The organism is Flavobacterium sp. GNP002 (assembly GCF_054343795.1).
On the sequence record NZ_JBTGUW010000001.1, the window covers coordinates 396540 to 416105 of the forward strand.

The 19566-nt window shown below is 35.2% G+C and carries 18 protein-coding genes; 10 read left to right on the plus strand and 8 right to left on the minus strand.

All coding sequences use genetic code 11. The features are described 5' to 3' along the window. Window positions 1-26: 26 nt before the first annotated feature. Window positions 27-608, minus strand: coding sequence for a Crp/Fnr family transcriptional regulator (locus ACXX80_RS01830; protein WP_417979652.1), 582 nt, complete (start codon window positions 606-608; stop codon window positions 27-29). A gap of 151 nt (window positions 609-759) precedes the next feature. Here ACXX80_RS01830 and udk point away from each other — a divergent pair, with 151 nt between their 5' ends. The 5 genes from udk to ACXX80_RS01855 all read left to right on the plus strand — a co-directional run bounded on the left by udk (window position 760) and on the right by ACXX80_RS01855 (window position 6401). Continuing rightward, a complete protein-coding gene (gene udk / locus ACXX80_RS01835) occupies window positions 760-1368 on the plus strand; it encodes a uridine kinase (RefSeq protein ID WP_315207301.1) in 609 nt (202 codons plus the stop codon). 152 nt (window positions 1369-1520) lie between these two features. Next, complete coding sequence (locus tag ACXX80_RS01840) at window positions 1521-1844, plus strand: FtsB family cell division protein (protein WP_417979654.1); 324 nt, start codon at window positions 1521-1523, stop codon at window positions 1842-1844. Between the two features lie 126 nt (window positions 1845-1970). Beyond that, the gene (locus ACXX80_RS01845; protein WP_458551760.1) at window positions 1971-3335 is read left to right on the plus strand and encodes a methylmalonyl-CoA mutase subunit beta; all 1365 of its coding nucleotides are present in this window, start codon (window positions 1971-1973) and stop codon (window positions 3333-3335) included. Window positions 3336-3402: 67 nt separating this feature from the next. Continuing rightward, complete coding sequence (gene scpA, locus ACXX80_RS01850) at window positions 3403-5541, plus strand: methylmalonyl-CoA mutase (protein ID WP_417992438.1); 2139 nt, start codon at window positions 3403-3405, stop codon at window positions 5539-5541. 341 nt (window positions 5542-5882) lie between these two features. Continuing rightward, the gene (locus tag ACXX80_RS01855; protein WP_417950382.1) at window positions 5883-6401 is read left to right on the plus strand and encodes a hypothetical protein; all 519 of its coding nucleotides are present in this window, start codon (window positions 5883-5885) and stop codon (window positions 6399-6401) included. A 71-nt stretch (window positions 6402-6472) separates the two neighbouring features. On the opposite strand, the gene ACXX80_RS01860 is transcribed toward ACXX80_RS01855, so the two are convergent. From ACXX80_RS01860 to dapF, 5 genes are all read right to left on the minus strand, one after another. Next, window positions 6473-7084: a peptidoglycan-binding protein LysM gene (locus ACXX80_RS01860; RefSeq protein WP_458551761.1), complete on the minus strand. Its 612-nt coding sequence runs from the start codon at window positions 7082-7084 to the stop codon at window positions 6473-6475. A gap of 133 nt (window positions 7085-7217) precedes the next feature. Then, window positions 7218-8096, minus strand: a complete 879-nt coding sequence (locus ACXX80_RS01865; RefSeq protein WP_458554068.1) for a DUF2279 domain-containing protein — start codon at window positions 8094-8096, stop codon at window positions 7218-7220. A 44-nt stretch (window positions 8097-8140) separates the two neighbouring features. Further along, window positions 8141-9181 carry an endolytic transglycosylase MltG gene (gene mltG / locus ACXX80_RS01870; RefSeq protein WP_417953457.1) on the minus strand — a complete coding sequence of 347 codons (1041 nt, stop codon included), beginning with the start codon at window positions 9179-9181 and terminating at the stop codon, window positions 8141-8143. Between the two features lie 90 nt (window positions 9182-9271). Beyond that, entirely contained in the window at window positions 9272-9805 is a 534-nt protein-coding gene (locus tag ACXX80_RS01875) for a GNAT family N-acetyltransferase (RefSeq protein WP_458551762.1), read from the minus strand. An 18-nt stretch (window positions 9806-9823) separates the two neighbouring features. After that, on the minus strand, window positions 9824-10627 hold the full coding sequence (gene dapF, locus ACXX80_RS01880) for a diaminopimelate epimerase (protein ID WP_458551763.1): 804 nt from the start codon (window positions 10625-10627) through the stop codon (window positions 9824-9826). 138 nt (window positions 10628-10765) lie between these two features. On the opposite strand from dapF, the gene ACXX80_RS01885 reads away from it, so the two are divergent. Together ACXX80_RS01885 and ACXX80_RS01890 are read left to right on the plus strand one after the other, a co-directional pair. Then, complete coding sequence (locus ACXX80_RS01885; RefSeq protein WP_458551764.1) at window positions 10766-12166, plus strand: S1C family serine protease; 1401 nt, start codon at window positions 10766-10768, stop codon at window positions 12164-12166. Window positions 12167-12324: 158 nt separating this feature from the next. Continuing rightward, entirely contained in the window at window positions 12325-13773 is a 1449-nt protein-coding gene (locus ACXX80_RS01890; RefSeq protein ID WP_458551765.1) for a glyceraldehyde-3-phosphate dehydrogenase, read from the plus strand. Between the two features lie 301 nt (window positions 13774-14074). Here ACXX80_RS01890 and ACXX80_RS01895 read toward each other — a convergent pair whose 3' ends face one another. Continuing rightward, complete coding sequence (locus ACXX80_RS01895; protein WP_417950389.1) at window positions 14075-15481, minus strand: APC family permease; 1407 nt, start codon at window positions 15479-15481, stop codon at window positions 14075-14077. A 1012-nt stretch (window positions 15482-16493) separates the two neighbouring features. Here ACXX80_RS01895 and ACXX80_RS01900 point away from each other — a divergent pair. Together ACXX80_RS01900 and ACXX80_RS01905 are read left to right on the plus strand one after the other, a co-directional pair. After that, a complete protein-coding gene (locus tag ACXX80_RS01900) occupies window positions 16494-16670 on the plus strand; it encodes a hypothetical protein (RefSeq protein WP_315207341.1) in 177 nt (58 codons plus the stop codon). Window positions 16671-16790: 120 nt separating this feature from the next. After that, a complete protein-coding gene (locus ACXX80_RS01905; protein WP_458551766.1) occupies window positions 16791-17651 on the plus strand; it encodes an NAD(P)-dependent oxidoreductase in 861 nt (286 codons plus the stop codon). Between the two features lie 120 nt (window positions 17652-17771). Here the strand turns inward: ACXX80_RS01905 and ACXX80_RS01910 are convergent, their stop codons facing one another. Continuing rightward, window positions 17772-17999 carry a CDGSH iron-sulfur domain-containing protein gene (locus ACXX80_RS01910; protein ID WP_113665273.1) on the minus strand — a complete coding sequence of 76 codons (228 nt, stop codon included), beginning with the start codon at window positions 17997-17999 and terminating at the stop codon, window positions 17772-17774. A gap of 492 nt (window positions 18000-18491) precedes the next feature. Between ACXX80_RS01910 and ACXX80_RS01915 the strand changes: the two genes are divergently transcribed. Beyond that, entirely contained in the window at window positions 18492-19544 is a 1053-nt protein-coding gene (locus ACXX80_RS01915; protein WP_458551767.1) for a glycosyltransferase family 9 protein, read from the plus strand. The last annotated feature ends 22 nt before the right edge of the window (window positions 19545-19566 follow it).

Below are 19566 nucleotides of genomic sequence, written 5' to 3' on the forward strand. Positions count from 1 at the left end.
GACAAGAAATGAAAAATAACGAGAATTTAGTGTTTGGCGATTTTAGTTCTTATCTTACTCAGAAACTCGGCAGAAATACCCAAATAAGAAGCAATATAATGCTGTGCTACGCGCTGAGAAAGTGTGGGATAATGGTCGAGAAACTCTAAATATTTCTCGGTGGCAGTTTTAGAAATAGTATTAAATAAACGCTCTTGAGTAACCGCAAGACTCCTTTGCATTAGGATACGGAAAGCGCGTTCAAATTTTGGTGCTCTAACGAATAATTCTTCTTTAGTTTCTGGGCTAAACATAAAAAACTCACAATCTTCCAATGTTTCAATGTATACCCTACTTGGTTTTTCTTCATAAATACTAAAAGAAATATCACTTACCCAGGCATTTTCGATGGCAAATTGCAAAATAACTTCAAAACCATTGGCATCAATATAATATTTCCGAACACAACCTTTGATTACAAAAGCTTCAAAATTGCACATTTCGCCTTCATGAAGTAAAATCGTTTTCTTGGGAACCGTTTTATATTCCAATAAAGAATTAAAAATTTCTAATTCTTTTGGTTCGAAAGTAACATAGCGACTTATGTTTTTATTGATTTGTGAATACAAAATAGTCTGATTTAGAAACTAAAGATAGAAAAAAATGTCAATTAATAACGACCAATAAATATATTAAATTAGCAAGATTTCCTCAAAAAATAAAATTCACTCCCAATTAAATTCCTATTTTTGTCCCGATAAAATACATAACAAAAAAATTATGCTCATTATAGGAATTGCAGGTGGTACAGGTAGCGGAAAAACAACCGTTGTACATCAAATCATGAATGAATTACCAGAAACCGAAGTAGGGATTATTTCGCAAGACTCGTATTACAAAGAAAATCACGGACTGTCATTTGATGAAAGAGCATTAATTAATTTTGATCATCCGCGTGCCATTGATTTCGAATTATTGGTAACTCACCTTAAAGAATTAAAAGAAGGAAACAATATTAATCAACCCGTTTATTCGTTTGTAACGCACAATAGAACGGACGATACCGTTTTCACACATCCCCGAAAAGTGATGATTGTGGAAGGGATTTTAATCCTTGCAAACCCAGAATTAAGAGAATTATTTGATGTAAAAATATATGTTCATGCGGATTCTGACGAACGATTAATCCGTCGTATGAGACGTGATATTGCTGAACGTGGCCGAGATATGCATGAAGTAATCAACAGATATCAAACAACATTGAAACCAATGCACGAACAGTTTATAGAACCAACCAAAGCATTTGCAGACATTATTATACCAAACGACAAATACAATACGGTAGCCATTGATGTCGTTCGTGCGGTAATAAATCAAAAAATTCTATAATTTAGTTGTAATTTTAGAGTAATAATTATTAGGAGCTATTTCCCGTCTCGTCCTGAAGACGAGATTGCAATCTTTTAGTAGGTGAATCTTCCTTCGTCATCATCACCTACTAAAAGGATTTTCACTTTAATCGGGGCTAAAAAAAATAAAAAATGACAAATCCGTATAAAGACAAACCTTGGTTTAAATTTTTAAGTAACAAATATGTCTGGGTCTTGTTGTTTTTTGTTACTTGGATGATTTTCTTGGATAACTATTCCTATTTCGGGCATCGTGTTTTAGACAAACAAATCAACGAATTGGAAGACAATGCCAATTATTACAAGGAAGAAATAAAAAAAGACCAAGAGAATATCAAGCAATTAAAAAATTCAGAACAGATAGAAAAATACGCCCGAGAGAAATACTATATGAAAAAAGATAGTGAAGATATTTATATCATTGAATTCGAAGGCGACACGATTGAAAAAAAATAAAATCCCATCCCAACCGTTCCCAAAGGGAAGGGAGTGTAAAATTTATAGTAATTATTAAAAACATAACACCAAGTTTCGGCTCCCTCTCCTTTGTAGAGGGCTGGGGTGAGGAAAATAACAAACAAAATGGCTACAAACCTTTTCGATGATTTCAATCCCATTTCCTCCAAACAATGGAAACAAAAAATCCAATTTGAACTCAAAGGAGCGGATTATAATGAAACCTTAGTTTGGAATTCTCCGGAAGATATTCAGGTAAAACCTTTTTATCACAAAGATGAATTTACTAAAGCTTTTCCTGTTTCTACAAAAGCAACTAATTTTAGAATTTGCCAAAATATATTTGTTTACGATATTGAAAAATCAATCGAAAGAGCATTAGATTCCTTGAGTCGTGGTGCCGATAGCCTTCGGTTTACAATAGAAAACGAATCTATTGATATTACTAATCTATTGGAGCAATTACCATTAGAAAAAGTTACCGTTTATTTTAATCTAGGATTTATTTCAATCGATTTCGTTAAAAAAATAGATGCTTTTGCAAAGAAAAATAATACTATTATTTTTTGCAATTTGGATCCAATTGGGCAATTAGCCAAAGACGGGAACTGGTTTACAACCAAAGAAAAAAGCAACTTTGACACCCTAAATTTACTTTCGGCAGCAGCGACATCAGTATCGTTAATTAGTATCAATAGCGCTTTGTATCAGAATGCCGGCGCCAACATGGTTCAGCAAATTGCCTATAGTTTAGGACAGGCAAATGAATATTTTAATAGAATTGAAGTTATAAACCAACCAATAGTTTTTGAAGTAGCCGTTGGGACAAATTACTTTTTTGAAATTGCAAAACTGCGTGCGTTGCGATTAGTTTTTAATCTGATTGCCAAGGAATACAACCACAATTTAGATTGCAACATTATCGTTTCTCCTACAAAACGAAACAAAACATTATACGATTATAATGTAAACATGTTGCGTACCACAACTGAATGTATGAGCGCAATTATTGGCGGAGCAGATGCTATTGCTAATTTACCTTATGATGCCTTGTACCACAAAGACAATGAATTTGGTGACCGAATTGCGCGAAATCAATTGTTGATTCTCAAAAATGAAAGTTATTTTGACAAAGTTAATAATCCGGCTGATGGCAGTTATTATATAGAAAATCTTACCAATCAATTAGCTGAAAAAGCATTGGCTTTATTCAAAGATATTGAGGCAAATGGTGGTTTCTTGAAACAACTTAACGATGGAATCATCAAAAGGAAAATTCAGGAAAGTGCTGATACAGCTCAGGAACTATTTGATTCTGGGAAAGAAATTCTATTAGGCACAAACAAACATCCTAATAAACAGGATAAAATGAAACATGATTTAGAATTATTTCCTTTTGTAAAAGTCAAACCAAGAAAAACCTTGATTACACCAATAATCGAAAAACGTCTGGCAGAAAAAATAGAACAAGAGCGATTGAATCTTGAATAACATTCAGAAATTTCGGCTAATCAAAATTAAAAATTCATCAGCATTCGTGTAATTTGGTACTAAACAAATGAAAAGAAAAGATTTACAACATATAAAATTAGAAAGCACACCGTTGAAAGTGGAGAATGAAAATTCTTTGTCTGATGCATTTCTAACCGCAGAAGGAATCGAACTAAAACCAACCTATTCGGAACAGGATATTGAGAACATCAAACACCTTGATTTTGGGGCTGGTTTTGCACCAAATTTACGCGGACCTTACGCTACGATGTACGTCCGCCGTCCATGGACTGTGCGCCAATATGCAGGATTTTCGACTGCCGAAGAAAGCAATGCCTTTTATAGACGAAACTTGGCTGCTGGTCAAAAAGGACTTTCAATCGCTTTTGATTTACCTACGCATCGCGGCTACGATTCGGATCATGAACGAGTGGTAGGCGATGTCGGAAAAGCAGGAGTCGCGATTGATTCCGTGGAAGATATGAAAGTATTATTCGACCAAATTCCACTAGATGAAATGTCAGTTTCTATGACGATGAATGGCGCCGTTTTACCTATTATGGCTTTTTATATTGTTGCCGCCGAAGAACAAGGCGTAAAACCCGAGTTACTTTCAGGAACGATCCAAAATGACATTCTAAAAGAGTTCATGGTGCGTAATACGTATATTTATCCGCCAACACCTTCGATGAAAATCATTGCTGATATTTTTGAATTTACCAGCAAAAAAATGCCAAAATTCAACTCGATTTCAATTTCTGGATATCACATGCAGGAAGCGGGAGCGACAGCTGATATTGAATTAGCTTACACTTTGGCCGATGGACTGGAATACATCAGAACAGGATTAGCTACCGGAATGAAAATTGATGAGTTTGCTCCAAGATTATCCTTTTTCTGGGCGATTGGAATGAACCATTTTATGGAAATTGCCAAAATGCGTGCAGGAAGAATGATATGGGCAAAATTGGTCAAACAATTCGAACCAAAAGACGATAAATCATTAGCCTTGAGAACCCATTGCCAAACTTCGGGTTGGAGTTTAACGGAGCAAGATCCTTTTAATAATGTGGCACGAACCTGTATTGAAGCAGCGGCAGCCGCTTTTGGAGGAACACAATCTTTACATACCAATGCTTTAGATGAAGCTATCGCTTTACCAACGGATTTCTCTGCAAGAATAGCCCGAAACACACAACTCTATTTACAAGAAGAAACTAAAATTACCAAAACCGTCGATCCTTGGGCCGGCAGTTATTATGTAGAAAGCTTAACAAATGAAATTGCCGAAAATGCTTGGAAACTTATTGAAGAAGTGGAAGAACTAGGCGGAATGACTAAAGCCATTGAGTCTGGTATTCCAAAACTTAGAATCGAGGAAGCGGCAGCCAGAAAACAAGCCAGGATAGACAGCGGTCAGGATATTATTGTGGGCGTGAATCAATATCGATTAGAAAAAGAAGACCCTTTACAGATTCTGGATGTGGATAATCAAATGGTTCGCAAGCAACAATTGGAACAATTAGACCGAATTAAAGCGACCAGAGATACAGAAAAAGTACAAAATTCACTAAAAAAACTAACCCTTTGTGCGCAAACAGGAGAAGGTAATTTACTGGAAATTGCCGTTGAAGCAGCTCGAAACCGAACTACATTAGGAGAAATCAGTGATGCATTGGAAGCGGTTTTTGGTAGATACAAAGCACAAATTAAATCTTTTAGCGGCGTGTATAGTAAAGAAATAAAAGACGATAAAAGTTTTGAAAAAGCAAAACAACTAGCAGATGAATTTGCCAAACAAGAGGGACGTCGCCCACGAATCATGATTGCCAAAATGGGACAAGACGGACACGATAGAGGTGCCAAAGTGGTCGCTACCGGTTATGCTGATGTAGGTTTTGATGTAGACATTGGTCCACTTTTTCAAACACCGGCTGAAGCTGCGAAACAAGCAGTAGAAAACGACGTACATATTTTAGGAGTTTCCTCTCTTGCCGCAGGGCACAAAACTCTTGTACCGCAAGTAATCGAAGAACTTAAAAAGTACGGTCGAGAAGATATCATGGTGGTAGTTGGCGGAGTAATTCCTGCTCAAGATTACCAGTTTTTATTTGATGCCGGTGCGGTTGCCGTATTTGGCCCCGGAACAAAAATCAGTGAAGCCGCCATTAAAATATTAGAAATTTTAATGAACAGTTTCGAATAAAAAAGAACACTATAATTTTCAATTCTATCTAAAGTACCAATCAAAAAATTGGTACTTTTTTTGTTTTTTATTAAAAAGGATGAACATACTATTCCTATTAAAAAAAGAATGATTTCACTGATTTTATTAACATAAGTTATAGTATAAATTAACGTAAGAAACTAAATTAAAAAGCTAAATTTACATAAGCATATTCATTTTTGTTAAAATTTTAAAATTGTAAATTACTGATATATAGATAATTAAATAACTAAAGAAGGGGAAGTAAAACAGTAAGCCTTAGAATATATTAGTTTATTACAATTACGAAAAATCATTAATTAATTTAAAACTTAAATATCATGAAAGCACTAATTATTATACTTTTTTTAAGCGTTACTATAGCATCATATTCACAAGAAACTACTAAAGGTAAAATTAAAATCGAAGAATTACCAGGCGTAGTTATCAAAAGAGTGGGGTCAGATTTTTCTGTTTATATACCTGACAACAATCCAGACCAAAGAGTACGAACTGTAGAAGAAAAATTCATTGCCTTTGATTTAGGTAAAGATGCTGAAGGATTTGAGGAATACCTTGTAGTAATGGAAGTAAAAAATGGCTCATTGACCGCTACTTATAATGAAAACGGTAAATTAATACGCGTTGTGGAAGAATTCAAAAATGTAAAACTTCCCGGTGAGGTTATCTATTCTATTTACCGAGCATATCCCGGTTGGTCCATTGTAAATGATAGTTTCCTTTATTCACAGTCAGAAGGAGATGTCATAAAAAAACAATATAACATTAAAATCAAAAAAGATAAGGAAACCGTGAAATTAGTGGTCCGTCCGAATGGAGAAATTATTAAAGCGAAATAATTGATTTAGAATCAAAAAAAAGGCTGTCACTAAAATTTTGACAGCCTTTTATATTTTTTTAAACTATTATTTTAGATCTGTATATTTTTTACGTTTGCATTGCTATCAGCAACTATAAACGAAGTATCATAACCACCAAATAGTTTCATATACGTCCTTATGGAAGTTCCGTAAGCATCTCTAAAATAACGTTTACCCTTATTTTTAAAATATTTTTTTACTGATCCGGCACCGCCAAGATGAGCCGCAGCTAAAATTCCAGATTCAGTAACATGTATTCCGTTGAGTATTGTTCCTTCGTATTTATCAATCTCTTTTTTCAGTTCCCATTTATTTTTGGCTAAGAGTGCTATAAATGCTTTTTCCTGTAATTCAGGACTGTTCAAAAAAGCAGAACTGTTCCGAACTCCAACGGACTTTAAAGTTTCAATACCAAATTGGTATTTACCTAAATATCCTAAAGAATTGATTTTTTTATATTTACTTTCAGATTCTCTGTATCCGATTGCTTCTTTAAAGCCAACGAAAAAATTTCCAGTAAAAGGGATGTTCGAATTGATGTAATCTTCTTGCTTTTCAGAAGGAAATAAGTAGTGTGTTCCTTCTTCTTCATTGATAAGAAACCAAGGGCTGGTTTCTAAGTTAAACGGTTTAAAACCTGAGCTTAAAAAAACTGTAATCACAGTCAGACTAGTGTAAAAATACCACTTCTTTATCATAAATTGTTTTTCTTCAAAACGCTGTCCCGTTAAGAAATTTCTATGCGCAAAGATACAACAAAAATAATTATACTGATAATCAAGCAGTTAAACTTTTCTAAAAATAGATGAAGTGGTATTTTATATCGTTAAAGTGCACAAATTCGATTGTCGGTGCAGGAATTTTAACCGTATTAAAAACGGAGAAAACGGTCTTCAAAAAGTGGGATTTTGTCTTAATTTTTGTAAAATCTACATCCAAACTCAGATAAAATTGTCTGAATCTTTGTGGATTTGAAGTTAAAATAGGGGTATTATCTTCTTTATTTCCGGTTATCATACCATCAGCCCCATAACCCAAGGCCAAGTTGAGCCATTTGGGTATTTTTGAGCCTTTAGCAAAAGAATGTAAATTGACCGAAAGCCAATAGGTTTGTCCATTGTAATCTTTTAGAATGTTCTCTGTAAATGAACTTCCTAAAACCTCAGGTCTGTAATTGGCATATTTTGTAGTATGATAAGAGAATTTAGGCGTAATACGTTGTTCCTTCCAGATTAATTCTTGTGAAACATATAAAGCTGTTCCAGAAGCATTTGCCACAACATCACCCAGCGAAGCACCCCATTCAGAGGAATAGCCATCTAAAACCTCAACTGCAGTTAAAAACGCAAAGCCTAAGCCAGCTCCGTACAGCAATTGATTTTTTTTATTGGCTCCGCTCCATTGTAGCATTTCGGCACCAAATCGTCCCAAATGATACGACGAAAACACATGCCCTGCTTTATCCATTTGGAGCCACTCTGAATTGTCATTTATAAAATGAAAATCAGATTTGGGATACTCAGCATACCAAGCTTGATTCAAAGCAATTAAAGTTCCCGTAGCCAAAACTGCTTCGGAAATAACAACTGCATTTTGCCTTTTAATGTCTAGAGAATCGGACGGTTTAAAGAAACTATCCGATGTGTTTTGTGAAAAACCACTTTGGAAAATCATCCAAAACAGCAGTAAAAAAATAGCTTTTTTATTCCGCCCCAAAACTATCTTTTTACGCCTTGGCTGTTGATCCAATCGGAATATTTTTTGGCGTTTTTATTGTGTTCTTCTAATGTAGCGGCAAACTCATGGTATCCAAAACGCTCCACACTGGCACAGAAATAAATGAAATTATTTTTCTCAGGATCTAAAACAGCCTCTAATGCAGTAATATCAGGCATCGCGATAGGCCCGGGAGGAAGACCTACATTCATATACGTATTGTAGGGATGACTCATCGTCAAATCATTGTAAAAAACTCTTTTGATGACTTGGTCAAAATCATTTGATTTCTTTTTTATCGCAAAAATAACGGTTGGATCTGCTTGCAAAGGCATTGCAGCTCTTAAACGATTCAAGTACACACCGGCAATTCTTGGTCTTTCGTCTTTTTTAACGGATTCTTTGTGTACGATTGAAGCCAGAATAGTAGCTTCTATTGGAGTTAATCCTTGTTTTTGCGCTTTGGCAACTCTTTCTTTATTCCAAAAATTACGGTATTCTTTGATCATTTTATCGCGGAACTTTTCAGCCGTAGTATTCCAATAAATCTCATAGGTATTAGGAATAAATAGTACCAAAACATTCTCTTCATTGAACCCGTTTTCTTTCAAGAAAATAGAATCTTTGAAGGAATTCAACAAAGACAAACTGTCGGCTTCTATTTGAGAACCTACACGTCCGGCTAAATTCTCCACTCGTTCCTGATTATTGAATGCCAATTTCACAGGCGAATTAAGTCTCAAGGTTTTTACTAATTCATAACTGTTCATCCCTTTTGTGAAAAGAAAACGACCCGGAATTACATTTTCAGAATAGCCTCTCTTATTAGCCACCATTTCAAAACGCTCCATATCCTCAACATACGGTGCAATTATTTTCTTTACATCTTCGTATTTAGAATCCGTTGGAACATATACATAGACTTCTTTATCGGTAAATTTTGTGTTGGCAGAAAAAATCTGTTTTAATAATATTAATCCATAAATCATTAATATTGATATTAAAACAACAGAAGCAATGGTGATAATTTTTTTAATATTCATATGTGGTATTATTTTTTTTATGGAATCACAACAGTGTCATTCTTCCTATTCATTTGATTTTGAAACGGTACTGATTCAAAACTAAAAAATTTAAAATTTAGTATTGATTAATTGAAAAATAGCTTCGTCTTTATAGACGCCGTTCACAAAGGTCCAATCTTTTTTCACGCCTATAATTTCGAATCCAAATTTAGTAAAAAGTGCTTTACTAGCTTCATTTTCGGTTCCTATATTTGCATATAATTGGTGTAAATTAAGATTACAAAAAGCATATTCGATTAATAACTCCAAAGCTTCCGAACCAATATTCTGTTTTCGGTTTTTATTGTCCTGGATAACAATACCTACTCCTGCCCTGTTATTCTTTGGATCAAAATCAAATAAATCGATTAAACCCAAAGCGGGGAAATCCTGATCCTGACAAATAGCCAATCGCAATTGCTTGGCCTCATAAATATCCTGATGGGCATTTTCTAAATATTGCTTGACTAAAAATCGGCTGTAAGGCGTATGTGTATTACTGACTTCCCAAATACTCTGGTCATTTTCTATCGCATACACAAACTCCAAATCATTGGGTTCTAATGCACGAATATAGATATTGTCGCCTTTTAATGTTTTCATCTTTGAATTAGAATTTGTTTAAATCTCAATCGTTCCTTTAAATACAAATTCCGCTGGTCCTTTCAGAAAAACATGGGTAAACTGCCCATCTTTTTTGTCAAAAGAAACGACTAATTTTCCGCCTTCTACATTCAAATCAATAGAAGAAGCATCCGTTTTTCCTAAAACATTCATTGCAATTGCAACTGCTGTAGCGCCTGTTCCGCAAGAAAGCGTTTCATCTTCAACTCCTCTTTCGTAAGTTCGTAGCGAAAAAGTGGTGTCATCAATTTGTTTGACAAAATTGATGTTGCTTCCTGCTTTGCCGTATAAATCTCCATATCGAATGGCCGCTCCGTTTTCTTTTATATTGTAATTCTCTAAATCGTCTACCAATTGCACATGATGTGGCGAACCCGTATTTAGAAACACATGATCCGAACTCACTTTTACCTCTTCAACATCAATCATTTGAAGTGAAACCAATCCGTCATCGCCAATTGTCGCGTGGTGCAAACCATCTGTTGCTATGAAAGTAGTTTCGTTCTCGATTACGTTCAGCTTTTTGGCGAAAGCCACTAAACATCTTCCTCCGTTACCACACATGGAACTTTGGTTTCCATCTGAGTTGTAATAGACCATTTTGAAATCGGTGGCCGTTGCGAGATTCGAAGCAATCGTGTCATTTTCCAATAAAATCAGCCCATCGCCACCTATTCCAAAACGTCTGTCGCATAAACGCTCAATAAGTTGTGTATTCTCCTTTGGAAAAAATTCCGAACGATTATCAATCATCACAAAATCATTTCCTGTTCCTTGGTATTTATAAAATTCTAGTTGCATTTTAATTTGTATTGAGTACAACAAAAGTACGAACTATTAATGAAATGTTAATCATTGTTAAAGAGCGTTAAACTACATTTTCCGAATCAATTTTAGTTTTATTTTTACGGGTAAATATCTTAATAAACGAATTTAATTATGAAAAAATTTTCAACACTATTTATGGTTTCCCTGTTGAGCGGAGTAGTAACACTAGGTTCATACAAATTATTATTTGACACCAATGGATATTTTTCTAATGATAAAAATTCAGGAGTCACAACGGCATCCGATTCTTACGGTAAGAAAGTGGGTTTATCATCGGAAGTACTTGATTTTACTGAGGCTGCAGAAAAAACTATTCATACGGTTGTACACGTAAAAAACGTCTCCCGCAGAACGATTACGAATCCCATTTTAGAATATTTTTATGGGTATAAAGGCGGGCAATCCCAGGAACAAGTCGGAACAGGTTCTGGAGTTATCATTTCTGAAGACGGTTATATCGTAACCAATAATCACGTAATTAAAGGTGCATCAGAGATTGAAATTACCTTAAATAACAAAAAATCATATGTGGCAAAACTCATTGGAACCGATTCTAAAATGGACATTGCTTTATTGAAAATTGACGCAAACGAGAAATTACCGTATACTGTTTTCGCTAATTCTGATTCGGTTAAAATTGGTGAATGGGTTTTGGCTGTCGGTAATCCGTATAATTTAACGTCCACGGTAACAGCCGGAATTGTTTCGGCAAAAGCCAGAGATTTAGACACCAGCGGAATCCAATCTTTCATACAAACAGATGCTGCGGTGAATCCAGGAAACAGTGGTGGAGCGTTAGTCAACACGCGTGGTGAGCTGATAGGAATCAACACAATGATTTCCTCCATGACTGGTTCTTATGTAGGTTATTCGTTTGCAGTTCCTTCGAATATTGCCCGAAAAATAATTGAAGATTTAATGGAATTTGGAAATGTGCAACGTGGAATTCTTGGTGTTGAAGGAGGCGAATTGAACAGCATTAGTTCAAAAGAATTAGGTATAACACAAACGCAAGGATTTTACATTAATAAAGTAACTAAAAATTCCGGTGCCGAAAAATCAGGACTTGAAAAAGGCGATGTCATCATCAAATTAGACGAACAAAATGTGGCAACTTTTGCGGATCTTTCTGGGTACATCAATACGAAAAGACCGAATGATAAAGTTCAGGTTACCTATATCAGAGATGGAAAAACAAGAGTGGTTCCAGTAGTTTTAAGCAAAAATGAATTTTTCAATGCGGAATTCAAAGGCATCGAATTAGAGAACATTGAAGCTGCTGACAAAAAGAAGTTTAAAATTGATTACGGTGTACGAATCAAATCCATAAGCAGCCAAAACTTGAAACAATACGAAGACGAGTTAATAGGAAATATTATCTTGAGTATTGATAATGTAAAAGCTACTGATGTGGAAACCGTTTCTAAACTTTTAAGTAAAAAAGAGGAAAGCCAAACGGTACGTATCGAAATGATTAATAAAAACGGAGAAATTATGCGTGTGATTCTCTAACGCATCCCCGCTTTAAAAAACCAAAGCCATCTTGAAAAAACAAGATGGCTTTTTTATTTTATAAATAATTCATAAAATACGTTACGAAATCGATTGAAATGGGTACTTTTGCGCAAATTTTAAAAAATACAATTACTTATTTTCATTAAATTTTCAACATGGCAACCACAACTTTATACGAAAAAGAAGTTACTTTTCAAGCCGACAGGCGACGTGCAGGAGTAAAACTGATTAAAATTATCAGCGATTTATGGTATGATAAATCCATAGAAATGGTTTTATTTCGAAATCAATTAATTGATAGAAATGTCAGCGACATTATCAACCTGCATGAATATGCTGCTGAATTTGTAGGCAAACCCATTTCAGTTTTTGATTCGGTTAAAATTGCAAAGGCTATTTTAGAATTGAATTTACCACCTGCTAAATTGGATATTGGTAAACTAACGTATGAATATGGTTTAGAAGAAGATAAATATCCAGACGCCAAATATTTCGTAATTGATAAATTGAAAAACGCAAAAGACTCTGAGGACATTCAACCGAAAGATGTTGTGCTATATGGTTTTGGGCGCATTGGTCGATTATTAGCCAGAGAATTAATGTCTAAAACCGGAAAAGGAAGTCAAATGCGATTGCGCGCTATCGTGACACGCGATAAAAATGATGCTACTTCTCTAGAAAAAAGAGCTTCTTTATTGCGATACGATTCTATTCACGGTGATTTTCAAGGTTCAGTAACTGCTGATCCTGAAAACAATGCTTTGATTATCAACGGGACAACCGTTCACATTATTACAGCAAACGGACCGGAAGAAATTGATTATACGCTTTTTGGAATCGATAATGCATTGGTTATTGACAACACTGGCGCTTTTACCACGCACGAAGCATTAAGTAGACATTTGGTTTCCAAAGGTGTGGATAAAGTATTGCTTACCGCTCCAGGAAAAGGAGTTCCTAATATTGTTCATGGTGTAAACCATAACGAATACAATCCGGATGAAATCAATATTTTTTCAGCGGCATCTTGTACTACCAATGCAATTACACCAATATTGAAAGCTGTTGAAGATACTTTAGGAGTTGTCAAAGGACATCTGGAGACCATCCATGCGTATACAAACGACCAGAATCTTGTGGATAATATGCACAAAAAATACCGTCGTGGTAGAGCTGCAGCCTTAAATATGGTGATTACCGAAACGGGTGCTGGAAGTGCTGTTGCAAAAGCATTGCCGTCATTGGAAGGAAAATTAACCTCAAATGCGATTCGGGTGCCAGTTCCTAACGGTTCATTGGTAGTCTTGAATTTGGAAGTATCTAAAAAAACATCCGTTAAAGATATCAATGCCATCATGAAAAAATACGCTTTGGAAGGCGAATTGGTAGAGCAAATCAAATATTCTTTGAACAACGAATTGGTTTCTTCGGATATCGTGGGAACATCAGCTCCTGCTATTTATGACAGTAATGCCACAATCGTCTCTGCCGATGGAAAAAACATAGTGTTATACATTTGGTACGATAACGAATACGGATACAGCCACCAAGTAATCCGATTAGCAAAATACATTGCTAAAGTAAGACGTTTTACGTATTACTAGCCTATAGATTACAGGTTGATGGTTGCAGATTGTAATTTTTAGTTTTTTAGTTTTTAGATTGAGATTGAAGAAAACAGCAACCCAGCCTGAATTAAATAGAAAATCCGTCGCGTTATCAAAACGAGACGGATTTTTTTATGTGTTAATTTGTCAGTGTTGTACTGAATTGGAACGCTGATGACACGGATTGAACAGATTTTCATTGATTTTAAAAAAATCAAATTTAAAAATTCGATTTAATATCCGAAAATTTTCAACTCACCATTCACTACTCACTATTCACTACTCACAACTAAAAAAACTACTCCTTAGCTTTTGTCAAATAATACACTGGAATACCTATTAGCATAATCAAAACGCCCCATCCACATGTAGTTGGTTTTGTATACAATAACGCCATGCAAATTGCCACCGTAATTAAAATGTACAGCGCTGGCAGTACCGGATAACCAAAGGCCTTATACGGACGCTCTGCATTTGGCATTTTTCTACGTAAAATAAAAATCCCATAAATGGTTAAGATGTAAAATATCAAAACAATAATTACCACAAAATCAAGTAAATCACCGTATTTACCCGTCAAACACAAAGCAGAAGCCCAAAGACATTGTGCCCAAATAGACCATGCAGGAACACTTGCTTTATTCAGTTGCGCCGCTTTCTTAAAAAACAAACCATCCTGAGCCATCGTATAATAAACCCTAGCACCAGCCATAATCAAACCATTGTTACACGCAAAAGTCGAAATCATAATCATCACGGCAATAATTAAAGTTCCCACCGATCCAAAAATAGTTTGCGAAGCCACCACCGCCACACGATCAGATTCGGCAGTAGCAATATTAAACAAAGGCACTACTGCCAAGTACATCACATTGGCTAAAATATAAATTACACTTACAATCAAAGTTCCTAAAAACAAACTCAAACCCACATTGCGTTTTGGGTTTTTAATTTCACCCGCAATAAAGGTCACCCCTTCCCAAGCCACGCTCGAAAATTGCGAACCCACAAAGGCCGCCGAAATACCACTAATTAATGCCAAACCACCTATAGGCAACCACTCGCCAGTATCTACATTCAGGCTTTGAGCTGACCAAGCGTTGGCCCAATTCGCATCCCACACTGCTCCATCCGCAGCAATAAAACCAAAAACAATCAAACCCGCTAGCGAGAGCACTTTGACTACCGTAAGCACCGTTTGTAAAATCTTCGAGTTTTTCACCCCGCGACTGTTCACATAACTCAGTAAAATAATCGTAAAAATAGAAACAATCTGTGCCGCATTGAGTTTGAAATCCCCAATCTCATATAAAATATTCTTATCACTTAAAGGCGCATACAAATAGGCGGCAAATTTGGCAAAAGCCACACCCACAGCAGCAATAGTACCCGTTTGAATCACGGCAAAAAAGCTCCAACCGTACAAGAAACCCACTAGTTTCCCATACGCTTCCTTAATGTACACATATTGACCACCCGCTTTAGGAAACATCGCGCTCAACTCGCCATAACTCACGGCGGCAATCACCGTAATAGCGCCCGTAAGCACCCACATAGCAATCAACCAACCGGCAGATCCCAACTGGCGAACCATATCCGAGCTCACAATAAATATCCCGGAACCTATCATAGAACCCACCACAAGCATGGTTCCGTCAAGTAATCCTAATTCTCTTTTAAAATCGTCTGGTTTTTGGTCTTCCATATTTTTTGGTTTTGGGGTTTTGGTTTTAGTTGGCTAAAGATATACTTTTTTTGGAAATTTCATGAAAAGGACGTGAAAAGTGAATGGTGAGCTGTGAAGAGTGTGATCGTTCCTTTGGGCGTGCCCCTGCAGCAGCTTTGTCGTTCCTCCTCGCCACTTTGGGTCGGGCGGTCCGCTGTATCTTTATTTTCTTAAAGAAAGAAAATAAAGGATGCCGCTTCCCTCCCTCACGCAAACCACAATATCTATAACGTTTATTCTTTTCGAGAAAATTTGTAAGAAAAATTTAATATATTTGAGAAAATAAAGAATGAAATAAAGTTTCGCCAAGCCACCCATATTTGGGTGTATATACGAAGGTTTGTTTCGCCTATATATTAAGTTACAGGGCATAGCTGAGGAAAATCGAGGATAAACCCAAAAAAACAAATTTATGAATAAGAAAAACTTTTTTTTAATTGGCGGAATAATATCATTAATAATATTTATTGATTCACTTTTTTACTACGATCCTAAAACGTTTTTTGGAATTTTAATTAACGTGTGGGTTTTCAGAACATTTTGGTTTTTAAATACTTTTATCGTTTTCAATGCTTACAGAAAAAACTATACTGATTAATAAAAGTAAAACTTAGCTGAACTTAATCTGAAAAATACTTTGCGAAAATTAGAAACGTTTAGCTGAACTAATCGCAAAAATAATTTTGTTGAAAAGAGAAATTTAACTCTCGAAAAAGTTAAAAAAAACTGCTTTCAAAGTAGAAAATACTCAAATCAATCTTTGTACAAATGAAAATACTTTGCGGAAAAATTATAGAAATTGAAAAGTTTAACACATATTGCTACGCCCTGCAACACACGTCTCGCACAATTTGCAAATTCAGTGGAATTATCGTTTTTAATTCATATTTCGTATAGCCGAAAGCACTCATTTTCGTAAGTTGCAAACTGCTTGATGCGCAGGGACGTTAGCGGATAGAGAAAAAAAAAGAAACCTTAAAAAATTTAATTTTTGAAAAAATATACCTTAACAATATTTGGACTTGTTTTACAATGCTTTGGGATTGCAATTATGTTATATAAACTTTATAATAATCGTTTTTTATCATGGACTGGATTATCGTTAGTCTTTATTGGATTTGCATTAATAATTGCTGGAGTAATTTCAAACATAAATAAAACTAAATAAATTACATTCATTAACTACTAAATAAGTCAAAACCCGACCGCGCTGATATGCCACAATCGTTAGCGTCGTTTTGCAAACTGTGCCCTACAATGAGCTAACAAAATAAATAACACAAAAGCTATGAATACATTAAAATTAGGATGGACGGGACTTGGCAACATGGGAAATCCAATGGTGATGAACCTACTCAAAGAAGGTTTTGAAGTAACTGTCTTCAATCGTACCAAAGATAAAGAAACGCCATTACTGGCTGCAGGAGCAAAATCAGCAAACAGTTTGCAAGAACTAATGGAAACTTGTGACGTAGTTTTGACGATGTTATCCAATGACGCAGCCGTAAAAGAAGTTTTTGAGGGACCAACAGGTTTATTGTCTAAAACCAATTCTGGCAAAACCATCATCAATATGAGTACAGTTGCTCCGGAAACCTCGCGTTATTTAAACACCATTTGCAACCAACATAACGTACATTTTATAGATGCTCCTGTTTCTGGAAGTGTAAAACCGGCACAAGACGGAACTTTGGTCATTCTTGTAGGCGCATCAACTGAAGATTACGAATTAGCCAAACCCATATTTGACGTTTTGGGTAAAATTGCCATTCAAGTAGGCGAACCTGGCGTGGCCAGTTCGGCTAAGTTAGCCATCAATTACTTGTTAGGATTGAATCTTCAAGGCATAGCCGAAACGGTTTTATTTGCGGAGAAAAACGGCGTGAGTAAAGAAGACATGCTCAACATCATCAATCAAGGCGCTTGCGGCAACGGCATTACGAATATCAAAACACCTTCCATTCTGAATGATTCCTATCCAGCAGCATTTGCTTTGAAACATTTAGTCAAAGATTTAAGGCTGGCCAAAGAAGCCGGACTCGATTCTCCGTTGATTCATCCATTGTACGATAGTTATGCTGCAGCAGAAAAAGAAGGATTAGGCGATCAAGATGTGATGGCGATTATCAGCAGTTTGAAAAATAAGTGATAATTGAATAGTAGTACATCCAGCGAATAAACCATTGATTTTAATTGGTTCAAATAATAAACAAAAAAGCTACATCTTTAGGAATGTAGCTTTTTTGTTTAATGGAATTAGAGAACGAGATTACTTCGTTTTCACTGGTGGCAAGTCAAATGCAGCTGATTCATGCTCAAAACCGTTGCGGTGGGAACCATCACAAAAAGGTTTGTTTGCTGACAATCCGCAACGGCAAAGACCTAAAGCCGTTCTTCCTTCTAATCCGTATGTTTTACCTTCACAGTCTGTTATTTCGAAATCGCCTTCTATTTTTATAGAACCATTGCGATTGATTGTTAGTTTTGTCTTGCTCATAATGCTTTAATTTTTTTAGAGCTCAAAGATTGCAAAATATTTCAGGACCTCTTTGCTTTGATGCTCTTTTTTACGATTCCAAAACGTAATTTACATTAATTCTATTTTATGCTACCTTAAATTAGAAGCAATCGGAGGCCACTAAAAGAAATTATAAATTGGAAATTTTTGAATATCTCACAATTTGGCACAATCAAAAAAGAGGAAATTCTGCATAAAATTATCCAACTATTGAAGAACATCACAATCAAATTAATTGCAAAAATACAGCTTCACTTTATGTGCCGTTTTTATTTACATATCCAATGCTTAAGAATAAAGTATATTATAAGAAGCTACAAATATTATTAGCTTCTATATTGTATATTTGCCCGTTAGGTAATCCGTTTTGGATGGTGTTATTTATTTTATGTTCTGTAAAAAAGAATAAAAACAGACCTTTTCAATTTTATATTTAAAAATGATTTCAATACTATATAATATTTTAAAAGCATGAGTATCTTAAAAAAAGTAAATGTATTCCGAAGGATTTTAACACGAAGCCTTACTAAAAATATCGGCAGTTCCCAGAAGAATCAAGATATAGATTTGACTCAAAAAATTGAAATCAAAAGAGTTTTAATTTCCAGACCCAATCATAGATTAGGCAACCTATTGCTAATCACGCCACTGGTTCAGGAAGTAATAGCAACTTTTCCTGAATGTAAAATTGATTTGTTTGTAAAAGGAGGTTTGGCACCAATTGTATTTGAAAATTATACCAACATCAATTACATCATTGAACTTCCAAAAAAGCCTTTCAAAAATTTCATCGACTATTTCAAGGTTTGGGTGAAAATCAAAAAGCAAAAATATGACATTGTCATCAACGTGGACAAAGGTTCTTCATCAGGAAGATTGTCTGCACAGTTTGCTGATGCAAAATATAAGTTTTTTGGTGAAGCCGACGAAACAATTCAATTGAAACACACCGATTATGAGCATATTGCAAAATATCCCGTGTACGAATTTAGAAGTTTTTTGACCAAATTAGGGTTCCCAAAAAATGAAAATCCTGTTCCACCATTAGATCTTAAATTAAGCGTTGCTGAACTAGCTGAAGGCAAAAAAATAGTAGACAAAATAGTTCCTAATGACAAAAAAACTATTGCTATTTTCACTTATGCAACGGACGACAAATGCTACTCAGAAACATGGTGGGAAGAATTTTATGAGCAATTAAAAACAAAATATGAAGATTATAATATTTTAGAGGTTTTACCGGTAGAAAATATTTCACAAATAGGATTTAAAGCACCTACATTTTATAGTAAAGACATTAGAGAAATTGGTTCTGTAATTGCCAATACTGAAATTTTCATTGGTGCCGACAGTGGGATTATGCATTTGGCCAGTGCTTCACTAACACCTACAGTGGGCTTATTTTCTCGTCCAAATATAAATATTTACAGGCCATACAACAATAATAGTCTAGCCATAAACACCAATACCAGTACAACAGCGGAATCAATCAAAGTGATAAATGATATTCTTGGTAAAAATTAATTTTAACGACAAAACAACAAAT

Excerpts from the sequence above, each read along its gene's own strand:
- udk (WP_315207301.1), top strand. The coding sequence starts at position 760 with ATGCTCATTATAGGAATTGCAGGTGGTACAGGTAGCGGAAAAACAACC.
- ACXX80_RS01840 (WP_417979654.1), top strand. The coding sequence starts at position 1,521 with ATGACAAATCCGTATAAAGACAAACCTTGGTTTAAATTTTTAAGTAAC.
- ACXX80_RS01845 (WP_458551760.1), top strand. The coding sequence starts at position 1,971 with ATGGCTACAAACCTTTTCGATGATTTCAATCCCATTTCCTCCAAACAA.
- scpA (WP_417992438.1), top strand. The coding sequence starts at position 3,403 with ATGAAAAGAAAAGATTTACAACATATAAAATTAGAAAGCACACCGTTG.
- ACXX80_RS01855 (WP_417950382.1), top strand. The coding sequence starts at position 5,883 with ATGAAAGCACTAATTATTATACTTTTTTTAAGCGTTACTATAGCATCA.
- ACXX80_RS01865 (WP_458554068.1), bottom strand. The coding sequence starts at position 8,096 with ATGATTTTCCAAAGTGGTTTTTCACAAAACACATCGGATAGTTTCTTT.
- mltG (WP_417953457.1), bottom strand. The coding sequence starts at position 9,181 with ATGAATATTAAAAAAATTATCACCATTGCTTCTGTTGTTTTAATATCA.
- ACXX80_RS01875 (WP_458551762.1), bottom strand. The coding sequence starts at position 9,805 with ATGAAAACATTAAAAGGCGACAATATCTATATTCGTGCATTAGAACCC.
- dapF (WP_458551763.1), bottom strand. The coding sequence starts at position 10,627 with ATGCAACTAGAATTTTATAAATACCAAGGAACAGGAAATGATTTTGTG.
- ACXX80_RS01885 (WP_458551764.1), top strand. The coding sequence starts at position 10,766 with ATGAAAAAATTTTCAACACTATTTATGGTTTCCCTGTTGAGCGGAGTA.
- ACXX80_RS01890 (WP_458551765.1), top strand. The coding sequence starts at position 12,325 with ATGGCAACCACAACTTTATACGAAAAAGAAGTTACTTTTCAAGCCGAC.
- ACXX80_RS01895 (WP_417950389.1), bottom strand. The coding sequence starts at position 15,481 with ATGGAAGACCAAAAACCAGACGATTTTAAAAGAGAATTAGGATTACTT.
- ACXX80_RS01905 (WP_458551766.1), top strand. The coding sequence starts at position 16,791 with ATGAATACATTAAAATTAGGATGGACGGGACTTGGCAACATGGGAAAT.
- ACXX80_RS01910 (WP_113665273.1), bottom strand. The coding sequence starts at position 17,999 with ATGAGCAAGACAAAACTAACAATCAATCGCAATGGTTCTATAAAAATA.
- ACXX80_RS01915 (WP_458551767.1), top strand. The coding sequence starts at position 18,492 with ATGAGTATCTTAAAAAAAGTAAATGTATTCCGAAGGATTTTAACACGA.